The sequence below is a fragment of the Humiphilus diazotrophicus genome (genome assembly GCF_059726315.1).
Genome location: NZ_AP040870.1, coordinates 5,713,428 through 5,735,242, shown reverse-complemented (window position 1 = coordinate 5,735,242; position 21,815 = coordinate 5,713,428). Strand labels below are relative to the sequence as shown.

The 21,815-nt window shown below is 52.5% G+C and carries 16 protein-coding genes; 9 read left to right on the top strand and 7 right to left on the bottom strand.

The genetic code is table 11. From position 1 onward, the window contains the following. Positions 1 to 101: 101 nt before the first annotated feature. The 7 genes from AC6I7T_RS23490 to AC6I7T_RS23460 form a co-directional block, all read right to left on the bottom strand. Positions 102 to 266, bottom strand: coding sequence for an IS3 family transposase (locus AC6I7T_RS23490; protein ID WP_497790197.1), 165 nt, complete (start codon positions 264 to 266; stop codon positions 102 to 104). Between the two features lie 1,154 nt (positions 267 to 1,420). Beyond that, positions 1,421 to 4,192 carry a hypothetical protein gene (locus tag AC6I7T_RS23485; protein ID WP_497790196.1) on the bottom strand — a complete coding sequence of 924 codons (2,772 nt, stop codon included), beginning with the start codon at positions 4,190 to 4,192 and terminating at the stop codon, positions 1,421 to 1,423. A 237-nt stretch (positions 4,193 to 4,429) separates the two neighbouring features. Continuing rightward, on the bottom strand, positions 4,430 to 5,617 hold the full coding sequence (locus AC6I7T_RS23480) for an NACHT domain-containing protein (RefSeq protein WP_497790195.1): 1,188 nt from the start codon (positions 5,615 to 5,617) through the stop codon (positions 4,430 to 4,432). 361 nt (positions 5,618 to 5,978) lie between these two features. Then, positions 5,979 to 9,392 carry a leucine-rich repeat domain-containing protein gene (locus AC6I7T_RS23475; RefSeq protein WP_497790194.1) on the bottom strand — a complete coding sequence of 1,138 codons (3,414 nt, stop codon included), beginning with the start codon at positions 9,390 to 9,392 and terminating at the stop codon, positions 5,979 to 5,981. 162 nt (positions 9,393 to 9,554) lie between these two features. Then, a complete protein-coding gene (locus AC6I7T_RS23470) occupies positions 9,555 to 10,613 on the bottom strand; it encodes a site-specific integrase (RefSeq protein ID WP_497794642.1) in 1,059 nt (352 codons plus the stop codon). 567 nt (positions 10,614 to 11,180) lie between these two features. Then, positions 11,181 to 12,470 carry a tyrosine-type recombinase/integrase gene (locus tag AC6I7T_RS23465; protein ID WP_497790193.1) on the bottom strand — a complete coding sequence of 430 codons (1,290 nt, stop codon included), beginning with the start codon at positions 12,468 to 12,470 and terminating at the stop codon, positions 11,181 to 11,183. Between the two features lie 63 nt (positions 12,471 to 12,533). Beyond that, complete coding sequence (locus AC6I7T_RS23460) at positions 12,534 to 12,761, bottom strand: helix-turn-helix transcriptional regulator (RefSeq protein ID WP_497790192.1); 228 nt, start codon at positions 12,759 to 12,761, stop codon at positions 12,534 to 12,536. A 328-nt stretch (positions 12,762 to 13,089) separates the two neighbouring features. Here AC6I7T_RS23460 and AC6I7T_RS23455 point away from each other — a divergent pair, with 328 nt between their 5' ends. The 9 genes from AC6I7T_RS23455 (at position 13,090) to AC6I7T_RS23415 (ending at position 21,810) form a co-directional block, all read left to right on the top strand. Next, on the top strand, positions 13,090 to 13,413 hold the full coding sequence (locus AC6I7T_RS23455) for a hypothetical protein (RefSeq protein WP_497790191.1): 324 nt from the start codon (positions 13,090 to 13,092) through the stop codon (positions 13,411 to 13,413). 330 nt (positions 13,414 to 13,743) lie between these two features. Further along, entirely contained in the window at positions 13,744 to 14,466 is a 723-nt protein-coding gene (locus AC6I7T_RS23450; RefSeq protein WP_497790190.1) for a DNA methyltransferase, read from the top strand. Positions 14,467 to 14,784: 318 nt separating this feature from the next. Then, the gene (locus tag AC6I7T_RS23445) at positions 14,785 to 15,114 is read left to right on the top strand and encodes a TrbC/VirB2 family type IV secretion system protein (RefSeq protein ID WP_497790189.1); all 330 of its coding nucleotides are present in this window, start codon (positions 14,785 to 14,787) and stop codon (positions 15,112 to 15,114) included. 41 nt (positions 15,115 to 15,155) lie between these two features. Further along, positions 15,156 to 15,467 (top strand): VirB3 family type IV secretion system protein, encoded by a 312-nt coding sequence (locus AC6I7T_RS23440; RefSeq protein WP_497790188.1) that lies wholly within the window; start codon positions 15,156 to 15,158, stop codon positions 15,465 to 15,467. Beyond that, positions 15,454 to 17,928, top strand: a complete 2,475-nt coding sequence (locus tag AC6I7T_RS23435; RefSeq protein ID WP_497790187.1) for a VirB4 family type IV secretion system protein — start codon at positions 15,454 to 15,456, stop codon at positions 17,926 to 17,928. The genes AC6I7T_RS23440 and AC6I7T_RS23435 overlap by 14 nt, the downstream gene beginning before the upstream one ends. Next, entirely contained in the window at positions 17,925 to 18,677 is a 753-nt protein-coding gene (locus AC6I7T_RS23430) for a TrbG/VirB9 family P-type conjugative transfer protein (RefSeq protein ID WP_497790186.1), read from the top strand. Before AC6I7T_RS23435 ends, AC6I7T_RS23430 begins: the two co-directional genes overlap by 4 nt. Before the next feature lie 9 nt (positions 18,678 to 18,686). Then, on the top strand, positions 18,687 to 19,931 hold the full coding sequence (locus AC6I7T_RS23425) for a TraB/TrbI/VirB10 family type IV secretion system protein (RefSeq protein ID WP_497790185.1): 1,245 nt from the start codon (positions 18,687 to 18,689) through the stop codon (positions 19,929 to 19,931). A gap of 226 nt (positions 19,932 to 20,157) precedes the next feature. Next, positions 20,158 to 20,985, top strand: a complete 828-nt coding sequence (locus AC6I7T_RS23420; protein WP_497790184.1) for a TrbJ/VirB5 family protein — start codon at positions 20,158 to 20,160, stop codon at positions 20,983 to 20,985. Positions 20,986 to 20,988: 3 nt separating this feature from the next. Then, positions 20,989 to 21,810, top strand: a complete 822-nt coding sequence (locus AC6I7T_RS23415) for a type IV secretion system protein (RefSeq protein WP_497790183.1) — start codon at positions 20,989 to 20,991, stop codon at positions 21,808 to 21,810. The last annotated feature ends 5 nt before the right edge of the window (positions 21,811 to 21,815 follow it).

Genomic DNA, 21,815 nt, shown 5'->3' with positions numbered 1-21,815 from the left:
AGCACGCGGATTGTGCGACCGGCAGCCACCAATCATGTGCGAAATCTAGCGCCCACTCGTGGTTAGCTGCTGTAGGAAGAACCTACGGAAAACCTGCGGACTCAGTGTTTCCGCTTCTTTTGCTTCAGGCAAAGGCTCGCCTCGCGATATAGCCGATACAGCCGCTTATGGTTCACGTGCTCACCATCCCGCACGAGCGGCACAAGCGGAGGGCGATAGCCATAACGAGGCTTCTCTCGCGAGAGAAAAACGAGTCGCTTCTTCAAGTCTTTATCGTCTAGAGAGGACTTGTATCAAAAGCTCGATCCGGCCACAGACAACAGCCCGTAATTCTATGGTTCCTCTCTTCGTTCCAATGTTCATTCTGCTCCCGGCTTTTGCGAAAACCATCAACAACGAGAAGGACCGTCGCAAGAACGAGGAAAAATGTGGCGACAACTAGGCCCCATGTGGCAGGCGCGAGCGATCTGTCCGAGAAGAACCAAGTGAGAGTGGATATAGGGGTTTCGGACGGCATTGGTCTAGGGTTCGGCGTAACTGAGGAAGGGACGTTTCCCTCAACGGGAGCGCCACTCGGAGCGACAACCGTCTGCGACATGTTTTGAATTCGGGATTCTTGCCTATTGCTTATGGAATGCTGAGAAACACTACTGCTTAACCAAATAAATCCCAATAGGAAAGCGATAAATCCCATGATTCCGAGGGCTTGGGTTAAAGCATACTTCCATGCTCTATAAGTATTATGTTCGATGGAATGACAATATTCTTCGCAACAGTACGTCATCCAAAGTAGGAATAGAATCAGCAAGAAAATAGAGGCTCCGAAGAAACCAATAACGAGAGGAGCAACCTGTCGCACTCTTTCTCCGTATTCGTTGGCCGAAGTACCTTGGTTGACCAGTAAATTAATGAGAAAAGCAACCGCACCGCCTGCCAGACCAATTGCCAATTTGGCAAGACTCTCGTAACGCGCAAAATGGTCCTTGAAGTCGCCAGCTTCTTCTGGAAAGCCTGCATTGTGCTTTGGGTCGAAGAAGTGATACCACTGCCGTTTCCTCCACGCGATAAAGAAAACCCGACCAGCGAAAAAATCCCAGGCACACTAAGAACCCAGAACACATTCCATATTGATGAACTGAAATCGACCATTGCATTAGCCACTGTCGTTAGGGAACATCTAGTACCCGATCGGTTGTCACTGTAGCATGAAGCAAACCTTAACGGGAGTGGCTTCAGAAGATGGACCATAAAACACGATCGTCAATCTGAGAATTCATAACATTAACAGCCAGCATACACAAGAAGTGTGCAAAAAGATGGCGCAGCAGAAGTGAGATACCTGAGATAACGCTTGGGTTTCACAGTATTCCACGAGTAATGTACTCTGCATTCCGTCTTTTGAACTGCCCTTTATCAGAAATCATGTGTGCCCATAAGTCGATCTATCTTCATCCTCGATTCCGGTCGCGGCAGTGGAATCTAATGACACGTCGATAACGAATGAACGGATTGTTACACCGCCTGACAGATTTTTTGCCATTTCCTCCAAACGTAGACGGATCTCGTCAATATTCCACCGATCACTCTTAGCACGTCGTCCGTCAGTCGCACGCCAACGGTTCGCCTTGAAATGAGCTGCAATATAAAGCCCGGTGCGGCAACCACTATTCCTCAGATACCTGTCGCGCAACTGTTTCTCCATATCATTCATCAAGCCATCGTTCCAAGTTCCTTTGACCTCAATGACGACGCTGACCGATCCGTAACGCGATTCAGGCATGCTTCCCGGCAACACAGCATCAACATGAATGTCCGTATCCTGCCCAGGCATCTCTCCACGGCGACTACGGCGGATTTGGACTTCACGGTTCAATATGATCCCACGGTCAACTAAGTCTCGTCGCAGGAAGCGAGCGATGTAATCGGATACGTCCTCCTCCTGCTTTGGCCACCACTCTTTGCCATCGTTGTTCCAGAGATCTCCGACAGCCGCAAGCTCACAGTGGAGCTCTGCTTGTAATCGCTGCAATGATTCGAGGATGGACCCCAGTAACTGCTCGCTGCTCTCAACGAAGCGTTTGCTTCGGTCTATGCCCATGGCGAGAATCGTATCTGGAGACGGTGGTTCCCATGTGAGAGCACACGCAAGAGCTTCTGCCTCGTCGAAGTGATACCGCATCCACTTGGCTTGCAGACGCAGCTCGATACGAGCAAGCGAATCGCACGCGGCAAAGGTGCCTCGCTTTTTGAGGATTTCGAGAATTCCATCACGAAGGTATCGGATGGTATCGGCGGGTCCCACTATACCAGACCATCTTTGATCGTCATTGAGCGGATATTGTTCCGCTAGCCAGACGTAGAGGTCCTCAAGGTCACTCTCGGTAAGTCCCACTCCGAAAGTGCTCCGGTCAGGACGACTATATGAGAAACCTTCCAGAAGTGCGCGGCCAAAGTTTGCGTCGGCCTGAATAATCGGCCAAAGAACAGGCCATGCCTTGTCTTCACCTGCCTCCAACAACACGCGAGAGAAGGCCATGCCTCGATCCGACCCATGATCGGCTTGGATCACCCCTTCCATCCACTCACGAGCTCCGACCACTTCCTTGAGTAAAAGCTGGTTCAGAAGGCTTCCCTGGATCGAGGGTGCAAGGACGTTGTCCTGTACCTTTTGAAACAGCAGCTTACCTAAGGATGCTGACCATGCACTATTCAATAGGGATGAGCAGAAGAGGTACTTCTGCTCACCAGCATTTTGAAAATCGATCACCGCGAGAAGGCGCTGATTCATCGCTTCCGGAGCCGTGCATGCAGCCAAGCGAAATGCTGCTTCGATCGCTTCCTCCTTTCCCTCCCCTGCTCTGCCGTCTTCGGTGAAGCTGGGAATCCATCGAGCCCAGAACGCAGGCGGTTGCTCGGACAAAAATGCCGGTTCCAACGCTTGCAGCAACCACAGCGCATTCACGCCAGCCGATGCACCATTCCGTATTTGATTGGAGGGAGTCGCATCGAGTTCAGGAAATGTTGTTTCCGTCAGATAGCGCTTGGCGGCCTCTACGATCCTCTTCCTTGATGCTTCAGAAGCTTCGAGCCAACCTGGCAGTTCGAGCGGCTTCATCGTGCAGAATTCTTTGTAAAAAATTCCTCCCTCCTCTACCGACATCTCGCGAATGAGGCCTAGCCATTCGTCTACATCTCCGCCTTCCGACTTTGCAAGGGCTGCTTCCACACGAGGTGCCATCGCGGAAGCTTTCTCTAGGCTTTTCCTTTTCCGAATACCTTCGCGAGACTGCCGCTCCCATTTCGCCCGCTCAGAATCGAGCGATACCGGTTCAAACAGGCCCTTGCACTCCGCCGCAAGCACAGCATTCGTTTGGCAGGCGTCCCATACAGTTCGAACCCCTTCGGGTTCCCAGGAACAAGCGATCCAGAAAACCAGTCGAGCTTCTGTCACTGGATTCGGTGAAGCACCGGATTGAATCCGCTCAATGAACCAACCCAAGTCCTTCCCATTCAGAATGGAGAGCTGGCACGTTAGAAAACGAACGTTGTCGGCATTTAGAAGCGGAAGGAAGGCAGTGAGAAAACGTCGTCGTCGAGCGTCATCCTCACTCAGGTCCTCCTCAGTGCTTTTCTCCTTCGAGTGACCGGGCTCCGGAAACCCGCGATGCAAGCTGCAGCGTTGCAGAATGGCCGCCGCGAGTGATGATGCAACGCCGGATGCTTCGATATGTTCTATCGCCAGAGCAAAGATGTTCGCTTCAAGCCGGGAAACTGGTCCGATGTCGTCAATGGGTTGCCGCTGACACCAAGCCAGTGCTGCAGGCAAATTCTGCGCATTCAGCTTTGGAGTGACCTCGTTATAGAGGAAGTTGCTGTAGGCGCCGAAGTGCTGCGGCTGGCGGGGTTGTTCGAGATAATCCCACATCGCGTCGTCATACTTATCACCGGGATAGATCCCCTTGAGGGCTGCTCCTCGCAGCCGATCATACGGGTCCACTTCACGGGTTGTCGTAAGAAGTGGGCGCATCCGTTCGCGCTCTGATTCCGAGCCAACGTTGGCTAGCGCATTTGCCGCGATGTTTCGCATTTCATTGTGCTCTTCGTCAGAAAGCGCAATCGCTAGAAGATCTTCTCCGAGGCCTGCCACTGCACACTCTCGTACAATCTGCACCGCAAAATATCGAGTCGCCATTACAGGATTCCGATCGCGAAGCACGGGCTGTAATTGATCCACTAGCCCGGGGTGTGTGAGATGTCGCAAAGCTAGATTGTGACGGGGAAGAATTTCAGATTGGTCGCAGCTCCGCAAAAGCGCATTTGTCAGCATTCGGCGCTGCTCTGCAGACAAACTTGGTGCGGCCGAACCCAGCAGAACCTCGGGATCATTTTCGGCAATTTCTGCAAACAGTTTGTTGTTCTGGAGGGCGAGTCATGAAGCTACCTCGCGTATTTGTGGGACCACACGAGCACGCCGCGGATGGAAGACCAAAGACCGGAGCTGCTCAATCGACAGGTCATGCGACAGGCAGTACCGGGCTGCAAGAAATTCCGCAAGTGTCTGATGCGACCAGCCAAGACGCTCTTCTCCTCGCGAAGAGAACAAACCTGTGCCTAATGTCTCCACGATCATTTCGTTGGATACATCCATCGTTTGTTCGGCAGTTTCTGTCCCGCCGGCGAGTTGGACCACGGACACATCCTCCGGGGTGACCCCAATGGAGGACGTTCCTTTCCAGATAGCGAAGTGGTTGCCAAACTGCGTTACCGCCGCGAGGCGGGACGCAATTGCTAACCTTTCCGCAGCGCTCAATCTTCCCGTACGCTCTGCGGCGCGACGACTCTCGTTCAGTTCTTTACAGAGTACTAGGCATCCCCTTTCATACAAGCTGACTAGATCCCTCGGCAGATCACCTTCGCGTTGAAACGTGACCAACAACATCTTCAAAGTGACCGGTTTGCCCGCGAGCGATGCAAGTTTCAACTCGTCGACCCGTTCGAGAAAAGCGGTTGGGTCTGTTATTCCCGTCGATGCTGCGGCTTCCAGGACATCCACGCGACGAAGAGGTACCAGCTCTGTGGCGACAAAATTGTCCTTACCGTAGCCCTTCTTAAGGGCAGTCTCTAACAATGGAGGCCATGCTGCTGTACGGCACGCAATTCTCAGCTTCAGACGTTTGAGCGGATATTTGGGAAGTTCGTCCGCCAAGATTGCTGCTACGGTATCGATCCGAAGCAGGCATTCATCGAAGCTATCAAGATAAAGATGCAGCTCGTGATTGCCACTGACCCACTGAAGAAATCTTGGATTTTCGAAAAGAGCACGATACAGTCGGTCTTCGCTCCCGAAGCTACGAAGATCAAGACGAACGACATCCAAATCGGGCAACCGTTCTAAAAACGCGTCTACGTCCTCATTTAGGCTCCAAGTCTTTCCGACGCCAGGCTCCCCTAGTAGAACTAAACAGGCGATATTCTGAAGCTGATCAAGTGTCGTCAGCTTCGGGTTGAGGAGTTTCCCGTGATCTCCATCCGGGTCAGACAAGAATCCATGATCGGCAAGCGAAAAGGATTCCTCACGAGGACACCAAAAGCGCTTCCACTTGAATTGCTCGTTCATACCTCATCGTCCTTCCGCCCAAACCGTAGTATGTGCAGGGTCTCTATTGTGAATAGCGAGAAGGTATAGAACAAGCCGCTCTCTCCTTTTAAAGATTAACGCCCCAATCCCTCGGCGGCATTGTCGCGAAAGATGTTGCCGTCGCAGACATAGCGTCGTAAAGTTTACCGAGCCTCCAGACGGTCTTTCTCTTTCCCGTCCTGTAATTGTCATAGCTCCGACCGAAAATAATGATGCAAAAGGGTCGGGCAGAAAGAGGCGAACAGAAAGACCATAGCACTATAAGTCGGGATAGGTTTCTGTTATCCAGGGTAATATGCCACGTCTGTTCATATGAAAATACAAGGGCTCTCCTTTGTATCTACTGGATTCGCTTGCCTTCCAGCATCTGGAATAAACCGGAGTAATTGTCTTTCACGATGTCGTCGAATCCATAAGGACTAAGAACATCCCCTACGTAATGCAGAATGTCTGACAGGTCGAGGCACCAATGCTGCATAGCCTTAAGGAGCTTTTTGTCTTCTACGCCAAGGTCATCCTCGCGGGCTTTCATGTCTTGGCATTCCTTTGCCCAGTACCCTGTAATGTTAGCCCGCTCCCTCCAACTCTTAAACTTTGCATCTTCGAGAACCAACGGGAGGATATGGCGCTGGAATTCTTTCTGTTCCCCGAGAGAACGTTGGTAAATGCCGTAGATTTCTGCCATACAGTTAGGCGAGCGGAGATATTTCGCGCTGAGCACGATAATGATCAAGTCCCCGCGGCTGAGTTCTGTCATGAATTCCGAAATCAGATCTCCGTATTTCAATTCGGTAATATCCCGAATTACTTCGATCCCTCGTGACTTGAGGCTTGCGCAGAGGCCATTCACAACTTGCGTGCGTTGCCTTGCATTTTCGTCGGTATCATCTCCCCAGGCATAAGAGACGTAGACTCGATGCGATTTGGCAAAAGAAACTGAGGAATCGGTAATGACAAAGGTGTTGAGATCTTGTTTCCTCGACTCTCGCGCATCCGAGAAAGGTCGGCTTGACCACCCTTTGTTTTTCCAGACGATCTGGCTCTTTGATCCAATCGGTAGGCGTTGCAATTCCCTTATAAGCGGTTCAAGCAATGCCTCGGCTCTTTCTCCCCATGCTTGTAATTGGATCGACCCTGGCCCCGTGCAGCTGATGGCGTCTTCCCAGAAGGACTTGATCAGCACGCTGCTCTTGGTCGTCAATTCGTGAAACCAGCAGCCATATTTCCAGTAAACGGGAGCTCCTTTGGCATGCTGGCCAATTGCTGAAAGATAATTCCGCAAGATCCCCTCATGGAGGAATTGAAAATGAGCGCAGGCCTCGGCTGACGGCGCACTATCTGGCACTCGCCCGTCAAGAAGGGTATGCTCAACCTCCGGCCACTCGCGAAGCAACTCCGGGGCGATGTACTCCCATTCTCCATTCGCACGCTTCCCTGTTCGGAAACAGATACCGCAGCTCTCCATCATTTCGAGAAAGACCAGCTGATCTTCTGGGGCGTATTGCGACCAGACAAGCATTTCCAGTTCGGCTCGGTTAAACCATCCATAGCCTCGCAGCAGAGGTAATATCTTTTCTCGATGAAAGACACTGTAAATTGCTTCTAGCGCCCAGTTTTGATCAAGGACAATACGTCCGCCGAAGATACCGGCTCGATAAAAGACCACCCCGCTATGGTGCAGGAAGTTCAGGAAAGCTTCTGTGTCGCTGATCCCCCCAATCTTCTCGCAGAGTCGATCAAACTCCCGGCGCTCCATCAGCCGGTGTTCTGGCTTTTGTTCGGCCAGCAGTTTGAGCAGATGCTCGCGAACCAGAAATCTGCCCATTCCAATCTTGAGCAGCGGCCGCCGTTCCAGCAAATAGCGCACGGCTTCTTTCAATTCTGCATAGACCACATCCAGACCTAGATCTGTTTTGGCGCTGAACTGCATCGACTGGAGTATCTTGAAGTCCCCAGGCCATTCCATCGGCAAAGGGCGAACGCGCTGTACAGCTGTATCACACTGGCTCTGGATAAGTAGCACTGCATTGTCGGTTCCTGCGAAGGTGCGAAGATAATCGAACCAATAGGCCAGCGGTCGATGATGCATGGAAAGGCCGTTTTCCTGGTAGGTATCCCGATCCTCACGTTCCGGCGTCCACAGCAGGAGAAATACCGTCTCCCCGTGGATAAATAGCGCATGGGAACCGTGATAGATTTCTTGTCCTCCAAAATCCCAGAGATTGAGTTGAATCGGAATTGGCTTATGCTCGAGCATGAGAGGTGTTCTACTGACCTGTATCCCATGGGTGCTCAAAACACTGGCATCGTAATCGAGATTGCATAGCCGGCGACTTAGCTGAGTCTTCCCTACGCCGCCATTCCCAAGAATCACGACTTTTACTTCGGTATCAAACACCGGTTCTGTCTCCAGATCCTTGTAGTGAGCACGCACTGCATCCAGGACATTCTCTCCTTCATCTCCGCCGCAAATCTCGCTTGGCAGATCGTGAAGCCGGCTGTTCTGTAACTTGAGCTCTTTCAAAATGGGCAACAGTGGAATAAGCGGTGCGAACATCAGCTTCCCTTGGCAGCCGGAGAGGTTGAGGAATTGCAGATTCTTCAATTCCCCCAGCACACTCACGTCGCTCAGATGCTTACACCCGGAGAGGTCGAGGGATTGCAGACTCTTCAATTCCCCCAGCACACTCACGTCGCTCAACCGCTCACATCTGGAGAGGTCGAGGGACTGCAGATTTTTCAATTCCCCCAGCACACTCAGGTCGCTCAATTGCTTACACCCGGAGAGGTCGAGGGATTGCAGATTCTTCAATTTCCCCAGCACACTCAGGTCGCTCAACTGCTCACACCCGGAGAGATAGAGGGATTGCAGATTCTTCAATTCCCCCAGCACACTCAGGTCGCTCAACTGCTCACACCAGGAGAAGTCGAGAGACTGCAGGTTCTTCAATTCCTTCAGCACACTCAGGTCGCTCAACTGCTCACACCAGGAGAAGTCGAGAGACTGCAGATTCTTCAATTCCCTCAGCACACTCAGGTCGCTCAATTGATCCCACATGGAGAGGTCGAGGGATTGCAGACTCTTCAATTCCCCTAGCACACTCAGGTCGCTCAATTGCTTACACCCGGAGAGGTCGAGGGATTGCAGATTCTTCAATTCCCTTAGCACCCTCACGTCGCTCAATTGCTTACACCAGGAGAGGTGGAGGGATTGCAGATTCTTCAATTCCTCCAACATACTCACGTCGTTCAACTGCTTATACCCGGAGAGGTTGAGGGATTGCAGATTCTTCAATTCCCTTAGCATACTCACGTCGTTCAACTGCTCACACCCGGAGAGGTCGAGGGATTGCAGATTCTTCAATTCCTCCAACATACTCACGTCGTTCAACTGCTCACACCAGGAGAGGTCGAGGGATTGCAGATTCTTCAATTCCCTTAGCACCCTCACGTCGCTCAATTGCTTACACCATGAGAGGTCGAGAGACCGCAGGTTCTTCAATTCCCCCAGCACACTCAGATCGCTCAACTGCTTACAACCGGCGAGGTTGAGGGATTGCAGATTCTTCAATTCCCCTAGCACGCTCAGGTCGCTCAACTGCTTACAACCGGCGAAGTTGAGGGACTGTAGCGACGACAGCTTACCTAGTTCCGCAGGCACGGCCTGAAGAAAGGAATAGGTACTCAGATCAAGCTCAGTATCTTCGTTCTCCTGTGCTTGCTTAATCCTTTGGATTACTTCCTCTGAACTCAATGCTTTCGATTTCCCTTCAGATCCCCGATTAACCGATGAAAGAGTACTTAGAAACAGGACCAAGGCGCGGCAACAAAGCTCGCAAGACGCGACGGGTCCGTTTACACTCAGCCGTAAATCTTATAACCATACTTGTTTACCCAAAAGGATAGACCCAGCGGGCTAAAGTCCTAATTTTTTCACGGCCTTCAAGCGCATATTCTTGGCATCGCGAATATACCTGCGCACCATGGCGATGGAGCGGTGGCGGGTCTGCTGCATGATTTCCAGTTCGGTGGCTCCGTTGATCGAAGCCTGGGTGGCAAAGCCGGCGCGCAGCGAGTGGCCGCTGTAATCCTTCAACTTGCTTCCGGAAACACCGCTAGCCTTCATGGCCCGCTTGACGATGCGGGAGATCGAGTCCGGACTCATGGCCTCTTTCCCTACTTTGCCGTTCTTAAAGACGCGGCGAAAGATCACCCCTTTGTCGATGGGAGCAATCCGCATCCAGTCTTGTAATGCCGAGGCCGGGCAGGTCGCCCGCTGGCTTCCCAGAGGAATCTCCACTTCCCTGCCCTCCTGCTCCTGATCGGTTTTCGAACGGTGGATGGCGATGGTCACTCCTGAGGAAGACCATTCGAGATCTTCGACAGCGATCGCTGCCAGCTCGGAGCAGCGCATGCCGCTTGCAAAACCGACCAACAGCAGAGCCCGGTCGCGGGCGGCCTTGATTGGTCCATCCAGCTTGTCGAGCATCTTGACCAGGTCCTTGAGCAGGATCGGCTTTTTGGCCTTGGGCGCCACTCCCTTAGTGCGACGGATGCCGCGCAGGATGGCAGCCACCTGGGGATTGTCGCGCATCCGAGCCGGGGAAGAAAATCCCTCCAGCTGATGCATGCGGGTGATGGTCGCCAGCCTGCGGCTGAGGGTCGAGGGTGCATGGGTTTCGGCCAAAGCCGACATATATAAGGTTACGGTCTGCTCCACGGCTGGCAGACTGGCTAGTCCGTGCTGCTGGCACCAGGCGCAAAAATCCCGCCAGTCAGATTCATAAGCATCACGAGTATTGTTGGCCTGTGAGGCCTCGAGGTATTCCTGCGCCCGTTGCACGGTTTCGAAGAGAGGATCGGCGGTGGGGAGTGGCAGGGCCGGACCCTCTTTGGCCGCGAGCATCTCCGAATCGGAGGTTTTGGTGTCCGCCGCCTGGGGATGGTGAAACCGGGGAGAGGAGGTGTTTTCCATGGTCAAAAGGGAGTCTAGCACGATAAAGTCGGATAACGTTCAATTATCCGATGTGACATTGTGAAACGTATCCCATTCAATTTGTGTCATTTACGTCAATAATTTGTGCAAGAGTTGCACAATAAGTAGCGTAATAGGCTCCTGACTTTTGAGCTAACTGATCAATGTACGCAACTACCCGACAGCTGGTGATGATGCTCCCGATCTCTGGGGCTATCTAGCTAGGGGATACGCTACCGTCCGGCTGGAACATTCGGGTAGACATCCAAAATAATGGGGCAGAGGTCAGCAGCTATAATCGCCACGCTTATCCCGCTCCTTCGCTAGTGACCACGTAAAATTCCTATCGATGCCCTCACGGCCAAAGAATGACACCGATAAAAACTTCGTCAAATTTCTCGTCAAATTGCGCGCCGTAGAGGCTCCAAAAACGACTGGCTACTCCACGCTATCCAACAGAAAACAAACGTGCTCCATGCTGTACACATCCCCTGTTAACCGAAGGGTTGTAGGTTCGAGTCCTACCTGAGGAGCCAAATTATTTAACGACTTAGATCAGCCTCCTTCCTACCGCTTGGGAAAACTTGGGAAAACTTCCTCGGATACATCATTACCCATCGCCATTTGCATCTTTCCTTCGATCATTTTGGGCTGCCTTCCTGTTCGCCCCAGTTGCTCAATTGGCGCCGTCCATCCGTTGAGGACCGCGTTCGTGCGGGAGTTCACCGCCCGAAAAACGCTCTCATCGATGACCTGCACGTAGACATTGCCAGTGGTCGTAATGCTGGCATGGCGTAGCGCTCCTTGCGTATCCTTGAGCGTCCCGTGATGTTGCATGTCGGTGCCCATTGTTCGCCTCATCACCTGAAACGTAACCAAACGGCCAGGAATACCGAGCCGCTCGGCTATCGGCCTGATCCGCGCACGAAGAAAGTTCTTGCTCGTATGCGGAACAATCTCACCCTTGCGACTGCGTCGACCGAAGGTAGGAAACATCAGTGCCTCCGATGACGCATCCGCTGTGTACCGCCTCCATGCCTCAATCACCGGACGTACTGATTCCGGCACAGGGATGGGTGCCTTGCTGGCCTTCGTCTTCAGCCGACCGGGATAGAGCTGTCCCTCGTAAGCAGTGCCTAGCGGCATGAGAGACTCCCCAGTCCAGGACTTCCACTGCAATCCGAAAACCTCACTAGCACGTGGACCGCAGAAGATGCCGACATAGAGCAGGCAGAGGTCGTGCAAATCCTCAACTGCCCCAAGCAGAGCCAGAATTTGATCGCGGCCCATCACCGGTTTTTCAACGGGCATGGTCAGCGGCAGAACGATATCCTCCGCAGGATCTTCTACTACATATTTCTGCTTCCGTGCCAAGTGCATGATCGCGCGAACATTGGTGAAAGCCTGGTGGACAACCGATTCCGAATATTTCTCGGCGAGTTGATTGAGATAAACCTGAATTTCAAACGTGCTCAGGTCGCGTAGTGGAGTATCACCAAACCGCGAGATCAGATAGTGCTCGATGGCATAGCTATTCGTCTGCCGATAGGCCGGGCTCCAACGGCCAAGCCGCATGGGGATGTACCGCTGCCGGACGAACCAAGCGAAGGTAACCGACTCGTCGCACGGTAATGCGGTGGGCTTGCCGGGAACAGTGCTCTCTTTCAGAATAATCTGTTCTAACATCTGCGCCGCCCTTGTCTTCGGTACCCCCGACTTAGGACAAATCGGGACATTGCGTTGCTTGCGTACCTCCTTTCCATCCTTATCCCGCTGATAGAGAAGGAAACGACCGTACCACATCTGGGGCTTGGTTCCACGCACGTAGACCGTCCCCCGCTGATATTTGATTCTCACTGCTGCTCTCCATTTCTGGTTCTTACTCCTGGCCGTGGAGAACGGTTCCATTGAACCATGTTTTTAGCGATGTTTCGAGTCGGTTTGAGCAGCGAGTTCCGCAAGAAACGCTTGCACGTCGGACCACCGAAAGCGTACCAACGGACCTAGTTTGATGGCGCGAATACGTGGATTACGACGGGTAGCATGATCACGTAGCCAGCGCTCCGATACCCCGAGACGCGAAGCCACCTCCTTCGCCGTATACAAGCGTTCGTCCAAACCGAAAGGTCCTGTTGTTTTTGTTGACATACTGAGAATCCGTGCAGGAAGGTTATTAGGCGGAGGATTTGACATATGTCTCCTTTGCAGAGAGCTCTATGACTCCAAATTAGGTCCTTCCTTGCGCTCGATTTATACCTTTTCAGAACGATCATTTCACTGCAGGCAATAATTCCCGGAGGTTCAGTCAACAACAGCTTGAAGGCCCTCGTCGAACTGGAAGATTATTATGCTTAGCGATGAGCGGTACTCTGGACCTCCCGCCCGACAATTCACCGCCAACGTTTCCACATTGGAGAAACGATAGCGACTGAATTGCACTCGTCGAATTTCTCAGCAACAAGTTCGAGGAGTTTGCTTGGCGTGGTCCCAGGGCCATCGGCTACATGTACGCTTATGCCCTCATGACACATTGATGTTGGCGTTCCTTATTCATGAGGAAGACCAAGTCTACGAATTTCTTTTCTTCTTCGACTCTCAGAAGAGCAAAAAGGAGTTTCTGCGTTTACTACAAGCGAACGAGGCCACAGCCTGCGACGAGGAAGACATTTTTCTGCCGGAACAGGCACATATCGAGCAAGGACGGCCTCTTGCCGAGGTTCTTCCCGATTGGGCTATGCGCGAAGTCTTAATCGTATCCAAGATGGCACTTCCGATTTCAGGCTCAATCAAGCCGAACTAAAGACAGCGTCTCAACGCGCAGCATTCATCCTTGGTGAATAATCTACTGTCGATCAGGTTGTCACCATCGCTGTCCCTCATCCCATTGTCTCTGCACCTCGCCCGGACACTGCTTCGGGCCTCTTCCGCCGCCCTGACGGACGACGCGGACTCTGCTTCAAGCCCTTCGGGTTTCGGCCTTCAGAAAATCTTTGTGCTAAGAACGCAAAAAGATTTTCCAAACCTTCCGAAAAAGCGCCCGCTCATCCTCGGGAGGCGGGCCCCTCGCATCGCTTCGCGCCGAGTGTTCCGGTCGACGGCAGAGACAAGGAACCAGAAGGAGACTCTAGCGATGGCAACAATGACTCAGATGCCCGCAAGCAACAGCTTCACCAATCGGATCCTGCACGGTAACTGCACAGAATTGATGCAGCAGATGAACGCTGACACAGTCGATTTCATCCTCACCGATCCACCATATCTCGTGAACTATCGTGACCGCACAGGGCGTTCAATTCAGAACGATGTGAACGATGACTGGCTCAAGCCTGCTATGACCGAAGCATATCGCGTACTCAAGCAAGATCGGCTAATGCTCTCGTTCTACGGATGGTCGAAGACCGACAAGTTCTTTGCCGCATGGCTCAATGCTGGGTTTCATCCTGTAGGCCATGTCGTCTTCCGCAAGCAGTACATCTCGAACAGCCGTTTTCTCAGCTATTGTCACGAGCAGGCCTATTTACTGGCGAAGGGTAGGCCACCCCTCCCGAAGAAGCCGCTGGCGGACGTGATGGATATGCCGTATAGCGGCAACAAGCTTCATCCCACGCAGAAACCTGTATCCCTAATGGCAACTCTGATTCGCAGCTTTTCGCTTGCAGGCGAACGAATTCTCGATCCATTTGCTGGATCAGGATCGACATGCGCAGCAGCCGCACTGACAGGCCGCAGGTATATCGGCATGGAATTGGATGAAATGTACTTTATTCATGCCATAGAGAGAATGGCCAGGGTTCAGAAAAGAATTGCAGACAAAAAGAGATCCTCTCATGGAGCGCCTTCCAACGCAGTATGATCTTTACGCGTGCCCGCCACGCCTCAAGGCGAGACATCGCCATCAGTTGTCATGGATATTGCCTTGACCCGTGGCGTGCCCGCATTTTCTTTGCTCGCCATCGTTGGAATGCGCATCCCTGCACCCAAAAGCAGAAAGCGTGTTTCATCACATCTCGCGTCTATGCAGTCATAAATCGTATCTTCCGATTATTGCTCCCAGTGAAATGATCTGTCTGAGAAAGTAATAATCTCACCCGCCTTGTTCGCCTACCTTCGCTCCATGACATTCGAATCCGCGAGTGGATGCTTGCCGGAAATGAAAACGAAAAGGAGCTCTATGCGAATCACACTTCCCATCCCCAAACACCGTTTCCGGCAACTGCAGTTGCGTGCCGGCAAATGCTATCTTCCTGTCCTCCTCTTTTTCATGACCCTGCCCGCGTACGCGCAAAGCGATGCCGGGCCTTGGGGCAACGCTGTCACGGTCCTCAAGAATGCCTTCACCGGAACAATCGCCACTTGTTTGTCACTGGTCGCAATCGTCGTAGGCGGTCTGATGTTTGCCTACGGAGAAGGCCAATCAAAGAAAGTTCTCGCAGGTATCGTCTTTGGCGTCGGCATGGCCATTGGCGCAGTGAACTTCATGGCCTGGCTCTTTCCCGGTTAATAACCACCGCAAGTCATAAGCGCAGAAAGGAGGAGCACGGCATGACGGCGGGCGGCTCTCGACAGAACAAGGTCTTCAAGGCGATGAACCGCCCTCTGACTGTGCTAGGCGCGGAGCGGAGACTCTTCTTTGTCGCGCTCATTGCTGGAGGCTCAATCTTCTCGCTTCTGCATTCGCTCTTTGGTGGGATCGGCTTGTTTGTTGTTGGCGTCATCCTTGCCCGAATTGCAACCAAACACGATATCGAAATCCTACGCATCCTCTTCAACTCCACCAAGTTTCGTCGCCGCTATGACGCCATGAAACAGCAGCCAATCCATATCGAGATCGCGAGGCGCGATGTTGAGAATTAGCTCCATCAAAAAAGATTGGAACGAGGCAGGTTCCTTTACCGCACAGATCAATCTCTACGGCTTCTGGGACGAGCATCTATTCCTGACGAAGTCAGGAGATCTGGGCGCTGCATTCAGAATCGGGGGCCTCGACTATGAGAGCCTCGATCATGCAGGACGGGATTATGCGGTAAAGCGACTGGAAGCAGCATTCCGCTCGCTCGATGCTGGAACTCGGCTGTATCAGGTTTTATTCAAACACAATCATCCCGATATCCCTCATGCCAGCTATGATGATCCTCTCGTTCGAGCCGCCGTCGAGCAACGGGCGGCATTCCTAAGGTCCAAATCAGATCAGCTTTATTCGATTGAGATCTATTGGGTAGTAATGGTCGATGGCAACTATGCCAAAGCCAGCATCCTTCGGGCGCTATCACAGCTACCGAAGCATCCACGCACCTCCCTCGGAGAATTGTATGCTCTGTTCTCCGGAAACGAAGAGAGAACTTTTCTCTACGAGCAGATCGAGCGGGATCGTCTGAGACTCGAACAGAAGATACAAAGCTTGCGAGGACAGTTGAACGACCTCACTCAGGTTGAGTTGCTAGGCGCGGAGAAAGCCTTCCAACTCTTTCGGAGTTTCGTCAACTTCGATCTTTCAAAACTTCAGTTGAGCAAGCTCCATTCCACAGGCCCTCTTGACTGGCAGGTGTGCGACTCGGAACTTGAAGCACATCGCGGGCATTTGCGCCTCGATGATGATTATGTCCGCGTACTCACTTTAAAAGAGCTTCCCTCTGAAACGCTGCCCTTGCTACTGCAAGGCGTCTTCGATGTTCCGGCGAACTTCCATGTTGTCACCGAATGGCATCCCGTCGATAACGAAAAGGCGCGCAAGGAGATTGCCTCCCGTCGGCGTCATCACCACAACTCCAAGACAAGCTTTCTTTCGAACCTTCAAGATCAGCAGAATACGAATCCTAAAGATCAGTTAGTCGATGACTCAAAGGAAGCTACAATCGCGGAGTTGGGAGCGGTTCTCACCGCGCTCGGCATTGAGGGAAAAAGCTTCGGAGAATTCACTCTGTCTGTCGTGATCCACGACCAGGACAGAATGAAGGTGGAACATGCGGTCGCCGAGTTTCAGAAGCTTTTCACTCAACATGATGGCAGGTTATATGAGGAACGCTATAACCTGCTGAACGCCTTCTTTGCCACTATTCCAGGGAACCGGCAGTTCAACCTTCGCAAGCAGTGGGCACTCAATTCGAACTATGCCGATCTCTCATTCCTATTCAGCATTGATAGCGGGTCTAGGTGGAACCCTCAACTCGATAAAGAGTATCTCGCCATTCTTGAATCCACGCATGGCACCCCCTATTACCTGAATCTGCACTGGGGTGATGTCCCCAATGCCTTCATCCTTGGAGCCATTGGAAGTGGCAAGTCTTTCACCACGAACTTCCTGATCCAGTCGGCCCAGAAATATAGCCCGCGGACCTTTGTCTTCGATCTCGGCGCGAGCTACGAGATGCTCACGCACTCGTTCGGTGGAAGCTACCTGAACGTTGGCTTGAAGAATCCTGGCTTCAGCATTAATCCCTTCTCTCTCGCGCCTACGCACGAGAATCTCAACTTTCTGTATCTATTCCTGCGTGTTCTGCTGGAAGCCGGTGGACGGTACGAGTTAACTCCCGAAGATGAGAAAGCGCTCTTCGCCGCCATCGAGCGCATCTACAAGCTGCCACGGGAGATCAGAACACTCACCAACTTTGCCTCCATTCTTGGTCCTTTGGGAGAGCGTCTGCATCGCTGGATCTCTGGTGGTCAATTTGGATATCTCTTCGATAATGTCGAGGACACGCTCACCTTCTCGCGATTCCAGACCTTCAACTTCGATGGATGGGATAAGTATCCCGATGTTCTCGAGCCGATGCTGTTCTATCTCCTCCAGAGGGCAGCCTCCGAGATTGAGAAGAAGGAGAATATCTCAACCTTCAAGCTCTTCGTCATCGACGAGGCCTGGATCTTCTTCAAACGACAGATTATTCACGACTGGGTCATGAGAGCGGAAAAGACATGGCGCAAGCTCAACGCTGCCATGATCTTGACCACGCAATCCATGATTGAACTGGTTGCGAATAACCTCTTGCAGTTAGTCAACGAGTCCTGTCCAAGCCGTATCTTTCTTGCTAATCCAGGGATTGATCGCAAGCTTTATGCCGAAGCCTTTCAACTGAACGATACCGACCTGGAACTGCTCGAATCGCTTGTGCCCAAGCGAGACCTGCTCTTCAAGCAGCCGCAGTTCGCCAAAAAACTTCGACTTTCAGTCGATCCGCTGAGCTACTGGATGGCCACCAACACACCCCGCGACAACATTCGCAAGCAGGAATACTTCGCCCGCTTCGGACCAGAGCAGGGACTTCTGCGTCTGGTTCAGGACTTCCCTAATCCCATGCAAACCGAGGTGAATCGATGAACCGCACTCCTATTCTTCCTCTCGTGCTAGGTCTGGTTGCAACCGTCGCACGCGGGCAACAACAGGCCCGCATTGTGAAGTATCACGCCAACGATATCGTCAGTGTCCGAGCCAAGATGCGTTACACGACGCTGATCCAGTTGCCAAATACCGAAAAGATTCTGGAAGTAGCTACTGGAGATAAAGACTTCTGGATCATTGATGCCGTTGGAAACTACTGTTTTTTGCATCCAGCTAAAGAAGGTATTCACTCCAATTTAAACCTGATCACCGATAAGGGTACGGTATATTCCTTCACACTCGACGATGTCGAGTCGGGCGATCCTGACCTCAAGGTCGTAATCCAGCCCTCCGACCCATCATCGCTAGCCGCAACCAATGGAGCGGTCCAACTTGTGCCAGCCAGCGACGTTGATGCCGCTCGTGCGCAAGCGCAGGCTGCCCAGCAGCGCGCCTCGATCGCCATCGAACAGTTTCGCGCCGATTATCCAACCCAGGCGTTGAGGTTCGATTACAGCTTTCATAACGAAGAGCCGTTCAACGTCTCCGCTATTTACCACGACGACAGGTTCACCTACATCAAGTCCACGACCGCTGAAAAGTTCTCTGTCTATGAACTGAAGGATGGCAAGCCAGACCTTATCAACTTTCAATTGAAAGATTCGACCTACATCGTCCCAAAGATTATCGACAAGGGTTACCTCGAAATCGGCAAGCACAAGCTCTCTTTTGAGCGGAAGGGACGCTAGGTGCTGCCGATGCCCGAGGAAAAACTGTCCACTAAAGAGGAAAGCGCTCAACATAGTTCTGCTGCTGCTCCGTCGCTCCGCGATAAACGCAGCACTCCCGAGGGTGTTGTGCCGAAGCAGGCGCAGGCATATGTCGTCGCCGGTCTCGCCATTCTGATTCTGCTGGCGGCACTGTTCTCGAAAAACCATGCAAAGCCCGCGTCTATTTCTCTTCCCCCACAACCTCTACCTGCAACGGAGACAAACGCTCGCAAAATAGAGGAACTCAAAGAGAGCCTCAGCGCGGAACAGATCCAAGCGAAGCAACAATCGCAAGCTCTGGCGCAAAGACCAAACAATGGTCTGGATCTGAACTCGAATAATCCGGCGTCTCCCCAATTGGGCCAAGCTCCTGCTGCGCAGTTGCTGCCAGCACCATCCTCGGCCACCGAAGCGCGTCGTGACCCGGTTGAAGATGCCGAGCGCGACCTCGCCTTCAAATCCCGCTTCGCGTCGAACCTGATTGCTAACTCCAACACTCCGCAGATCGACAGCACACAACGAGATACCGATAGAGAGGACCAACCAGGAGTCTCGACGCTAGCTGCTCGCTCTTCGAGCTTGCCTGCACCACTAGACTCATCGCAAACAAAGCGCAGTCCAGAGATCAACATCAACTCCGCCAAAGGGCAACCCTATGTCCTTTTTGAAGGCACAACCATTGACACCATTCTTGTGAATCGCCTCGACGGCGAGTTTGTGGGACCAGTCAAGGTCATGGTCTCAAGTCCCGTCTATAGCCATGATGGTCAGCACATTCTGATTCCTGAAGGCGCTTTCATCCTCGGGGAGGCACAACGTGTCGAGGGCTTCGGCCAAAAGAGACTTTCTGTCGTCTTCCATCGCATGTTGATGCCCGATGGCTACTCGGTCGATCTCGATCAGTTTCATGCGCTCGATCAGACCGGAGCCACAGGTCTCAAAGGAAAGATCAACAACCACTACCTCCAGATCTTTGGCGCATCCATCGCATTGGGCATCATTGCTGGAGCGGCCGAATCCACGGCCAACTCCGGATACAACGAATCAGGCTCAGATGCCTATCGCCAAGGCGTAGCCTCAAGCTTGTCGCAATCGGGCACGAATGTTCTCGATAAATTTGTCAATATTCGACCTACTCACACCATCTTTGAAGGTCACCGCGTCAAGGTTTATCTAACCCAAGACATGCTGTTACCCACCTACGAAAACCACTCGATACCGGAGGTATTCTGATGCATGCCTATCCCCTTGTACTTTGCGGCTGTCTGCTCATGCTTGGCTGCGCCTCGCCCTCGCAGTCGCCGTCGAAACCGTCGCCTTATTGCTACGGCATAGATATGCACTCTCCGTGTTCCAAGGCATGCCGCTGCCGCTCGCACGCGAAACCTGAATCACCTCCAAAGGATAAACGGCGCCAGCGCTAAAGCGCGGCACCCAGAAATAGAAGGAGAACTTCCTCATGAAGCCAGGAATCGTTTTTGTCCTGATCGTCATTCCCTCACTGCTCGCGCCTTCGGCGCATGCGCAGTGGGCAGTCTTCGATTCAACCAATTATGCCAATGCTGTCAAGGAATATCGCCAGCTGCAGACCTTATACACGACTGCCGCTCAGACTCGCGATCAAATCATTGCGACTTATAACCTCGCCTACCAGATGTCTAGGGTGCCGCAGAACCTGGCAGCACGCTATAAGTCCGAGTGGACCCAGTGGAGCAATTACTCCGCTCCCAATACTTACGGTAATACGTCGGCATGGATCGATTCGTTAGATTTTGGTTCCGTTGCCAATGCGCAACGCGCTTATAGCAAATCGGTCATTCAAACTCAGAGTTATCCCACCGCAGCCATGTCAGCGCAGGACGCCGCTACGCAGGCGACCATTCAAAACCAGTACGCTACTTCAGAAATCGGACAAGGGACTCTGACCAATGCGCTATCGGTGCTGGGAACCATCCGTTCCAAATCCCAAGACTTCACACAAAAACTTGCGAATCTCGAGTCTGATACTTACTCAACCGACCCAAATCAACAGACCCAGAATGCCCTACTCGGTAAGGTGAACTCCGCGACGCTACTGCAGGTGCATTCGCAGCAGGACACCAACCAACTTCTCTCCCTGATGGCTGCCCAACAATCACTCGATGCGAAAGTTCGGCTCGATACATTGAATCGCCTGATCAACCAGTCCGTCTACTTCGAGCAGAACTTCGCCGACGCGATGCAGAAGACTACCGGCGGCATCAGCCGGGCAATTCAATCCATCTCTCTCAGCCCTGGCGCGAGGTAAGTCATGGATCAAAACTATTTCACATTTCTTTCGCAGGCTATCAATGAATTATTGACAACACGAAGCGCTGCTATCCAGGCTGCGGGACTCACTATCTTTCGCGGTCTTGCAGTCATTCTGCTGGTCTGGTTCGGAGTGAAGGCCGCACTGTCTGCTTCGCAGGGACATGGCGGGTTTCACTTCGCCAAATTCGCCGATCTGATCCTGATGATCTCCTTCGGCCTCGGCATGCTCACTTACTACTCGACACCGTTGCTGGGAACCGGCTATAGCTTCTCGGAGCTTATCACCCAAGAAGCTATTCAGCTGTCCGACCAGATTCAATCCGATAACATACAACAAATTGAGGACTCCCTGACGAAAGCCGAAGAACAACTCGGAGATCCTCCCGGGATCTTCAGCATCCATGAAGAGTTCAATTACTTTCTTGCACGCCTTGCGCTCATGATTTTGCAGGCCTTTGTCTTCGCCATTATCGCGTATGGCTATGCGGCAACCGCTGTCTGTGTGCTGATCGGACCGATCTTCATTCCTTGGTTCATTGTGCCCAAGATGGACTGGCTCTTCTGGGGATGGTTCAAGGCTTTCATCGGCTTCAGCTTCTATCAAGTTGTAGCCTCCGCCTTTCTGTTCATCTTCTCGAAGGTCATCCTCGGAATGTTCTCGGTGATCGGAACGCTGAGCCTTTCGAATATCGTCACTTTGCTTCCGGCGCTACTCACGCTCATGCTCGTCTGCGCCTACGGTTTCCACAAGATACCCGAATTAACCGGAGCAATCCTGGGTGGACGCTCCGGAACCTGGGTCGACCTCGACAGGAGATAAATGCG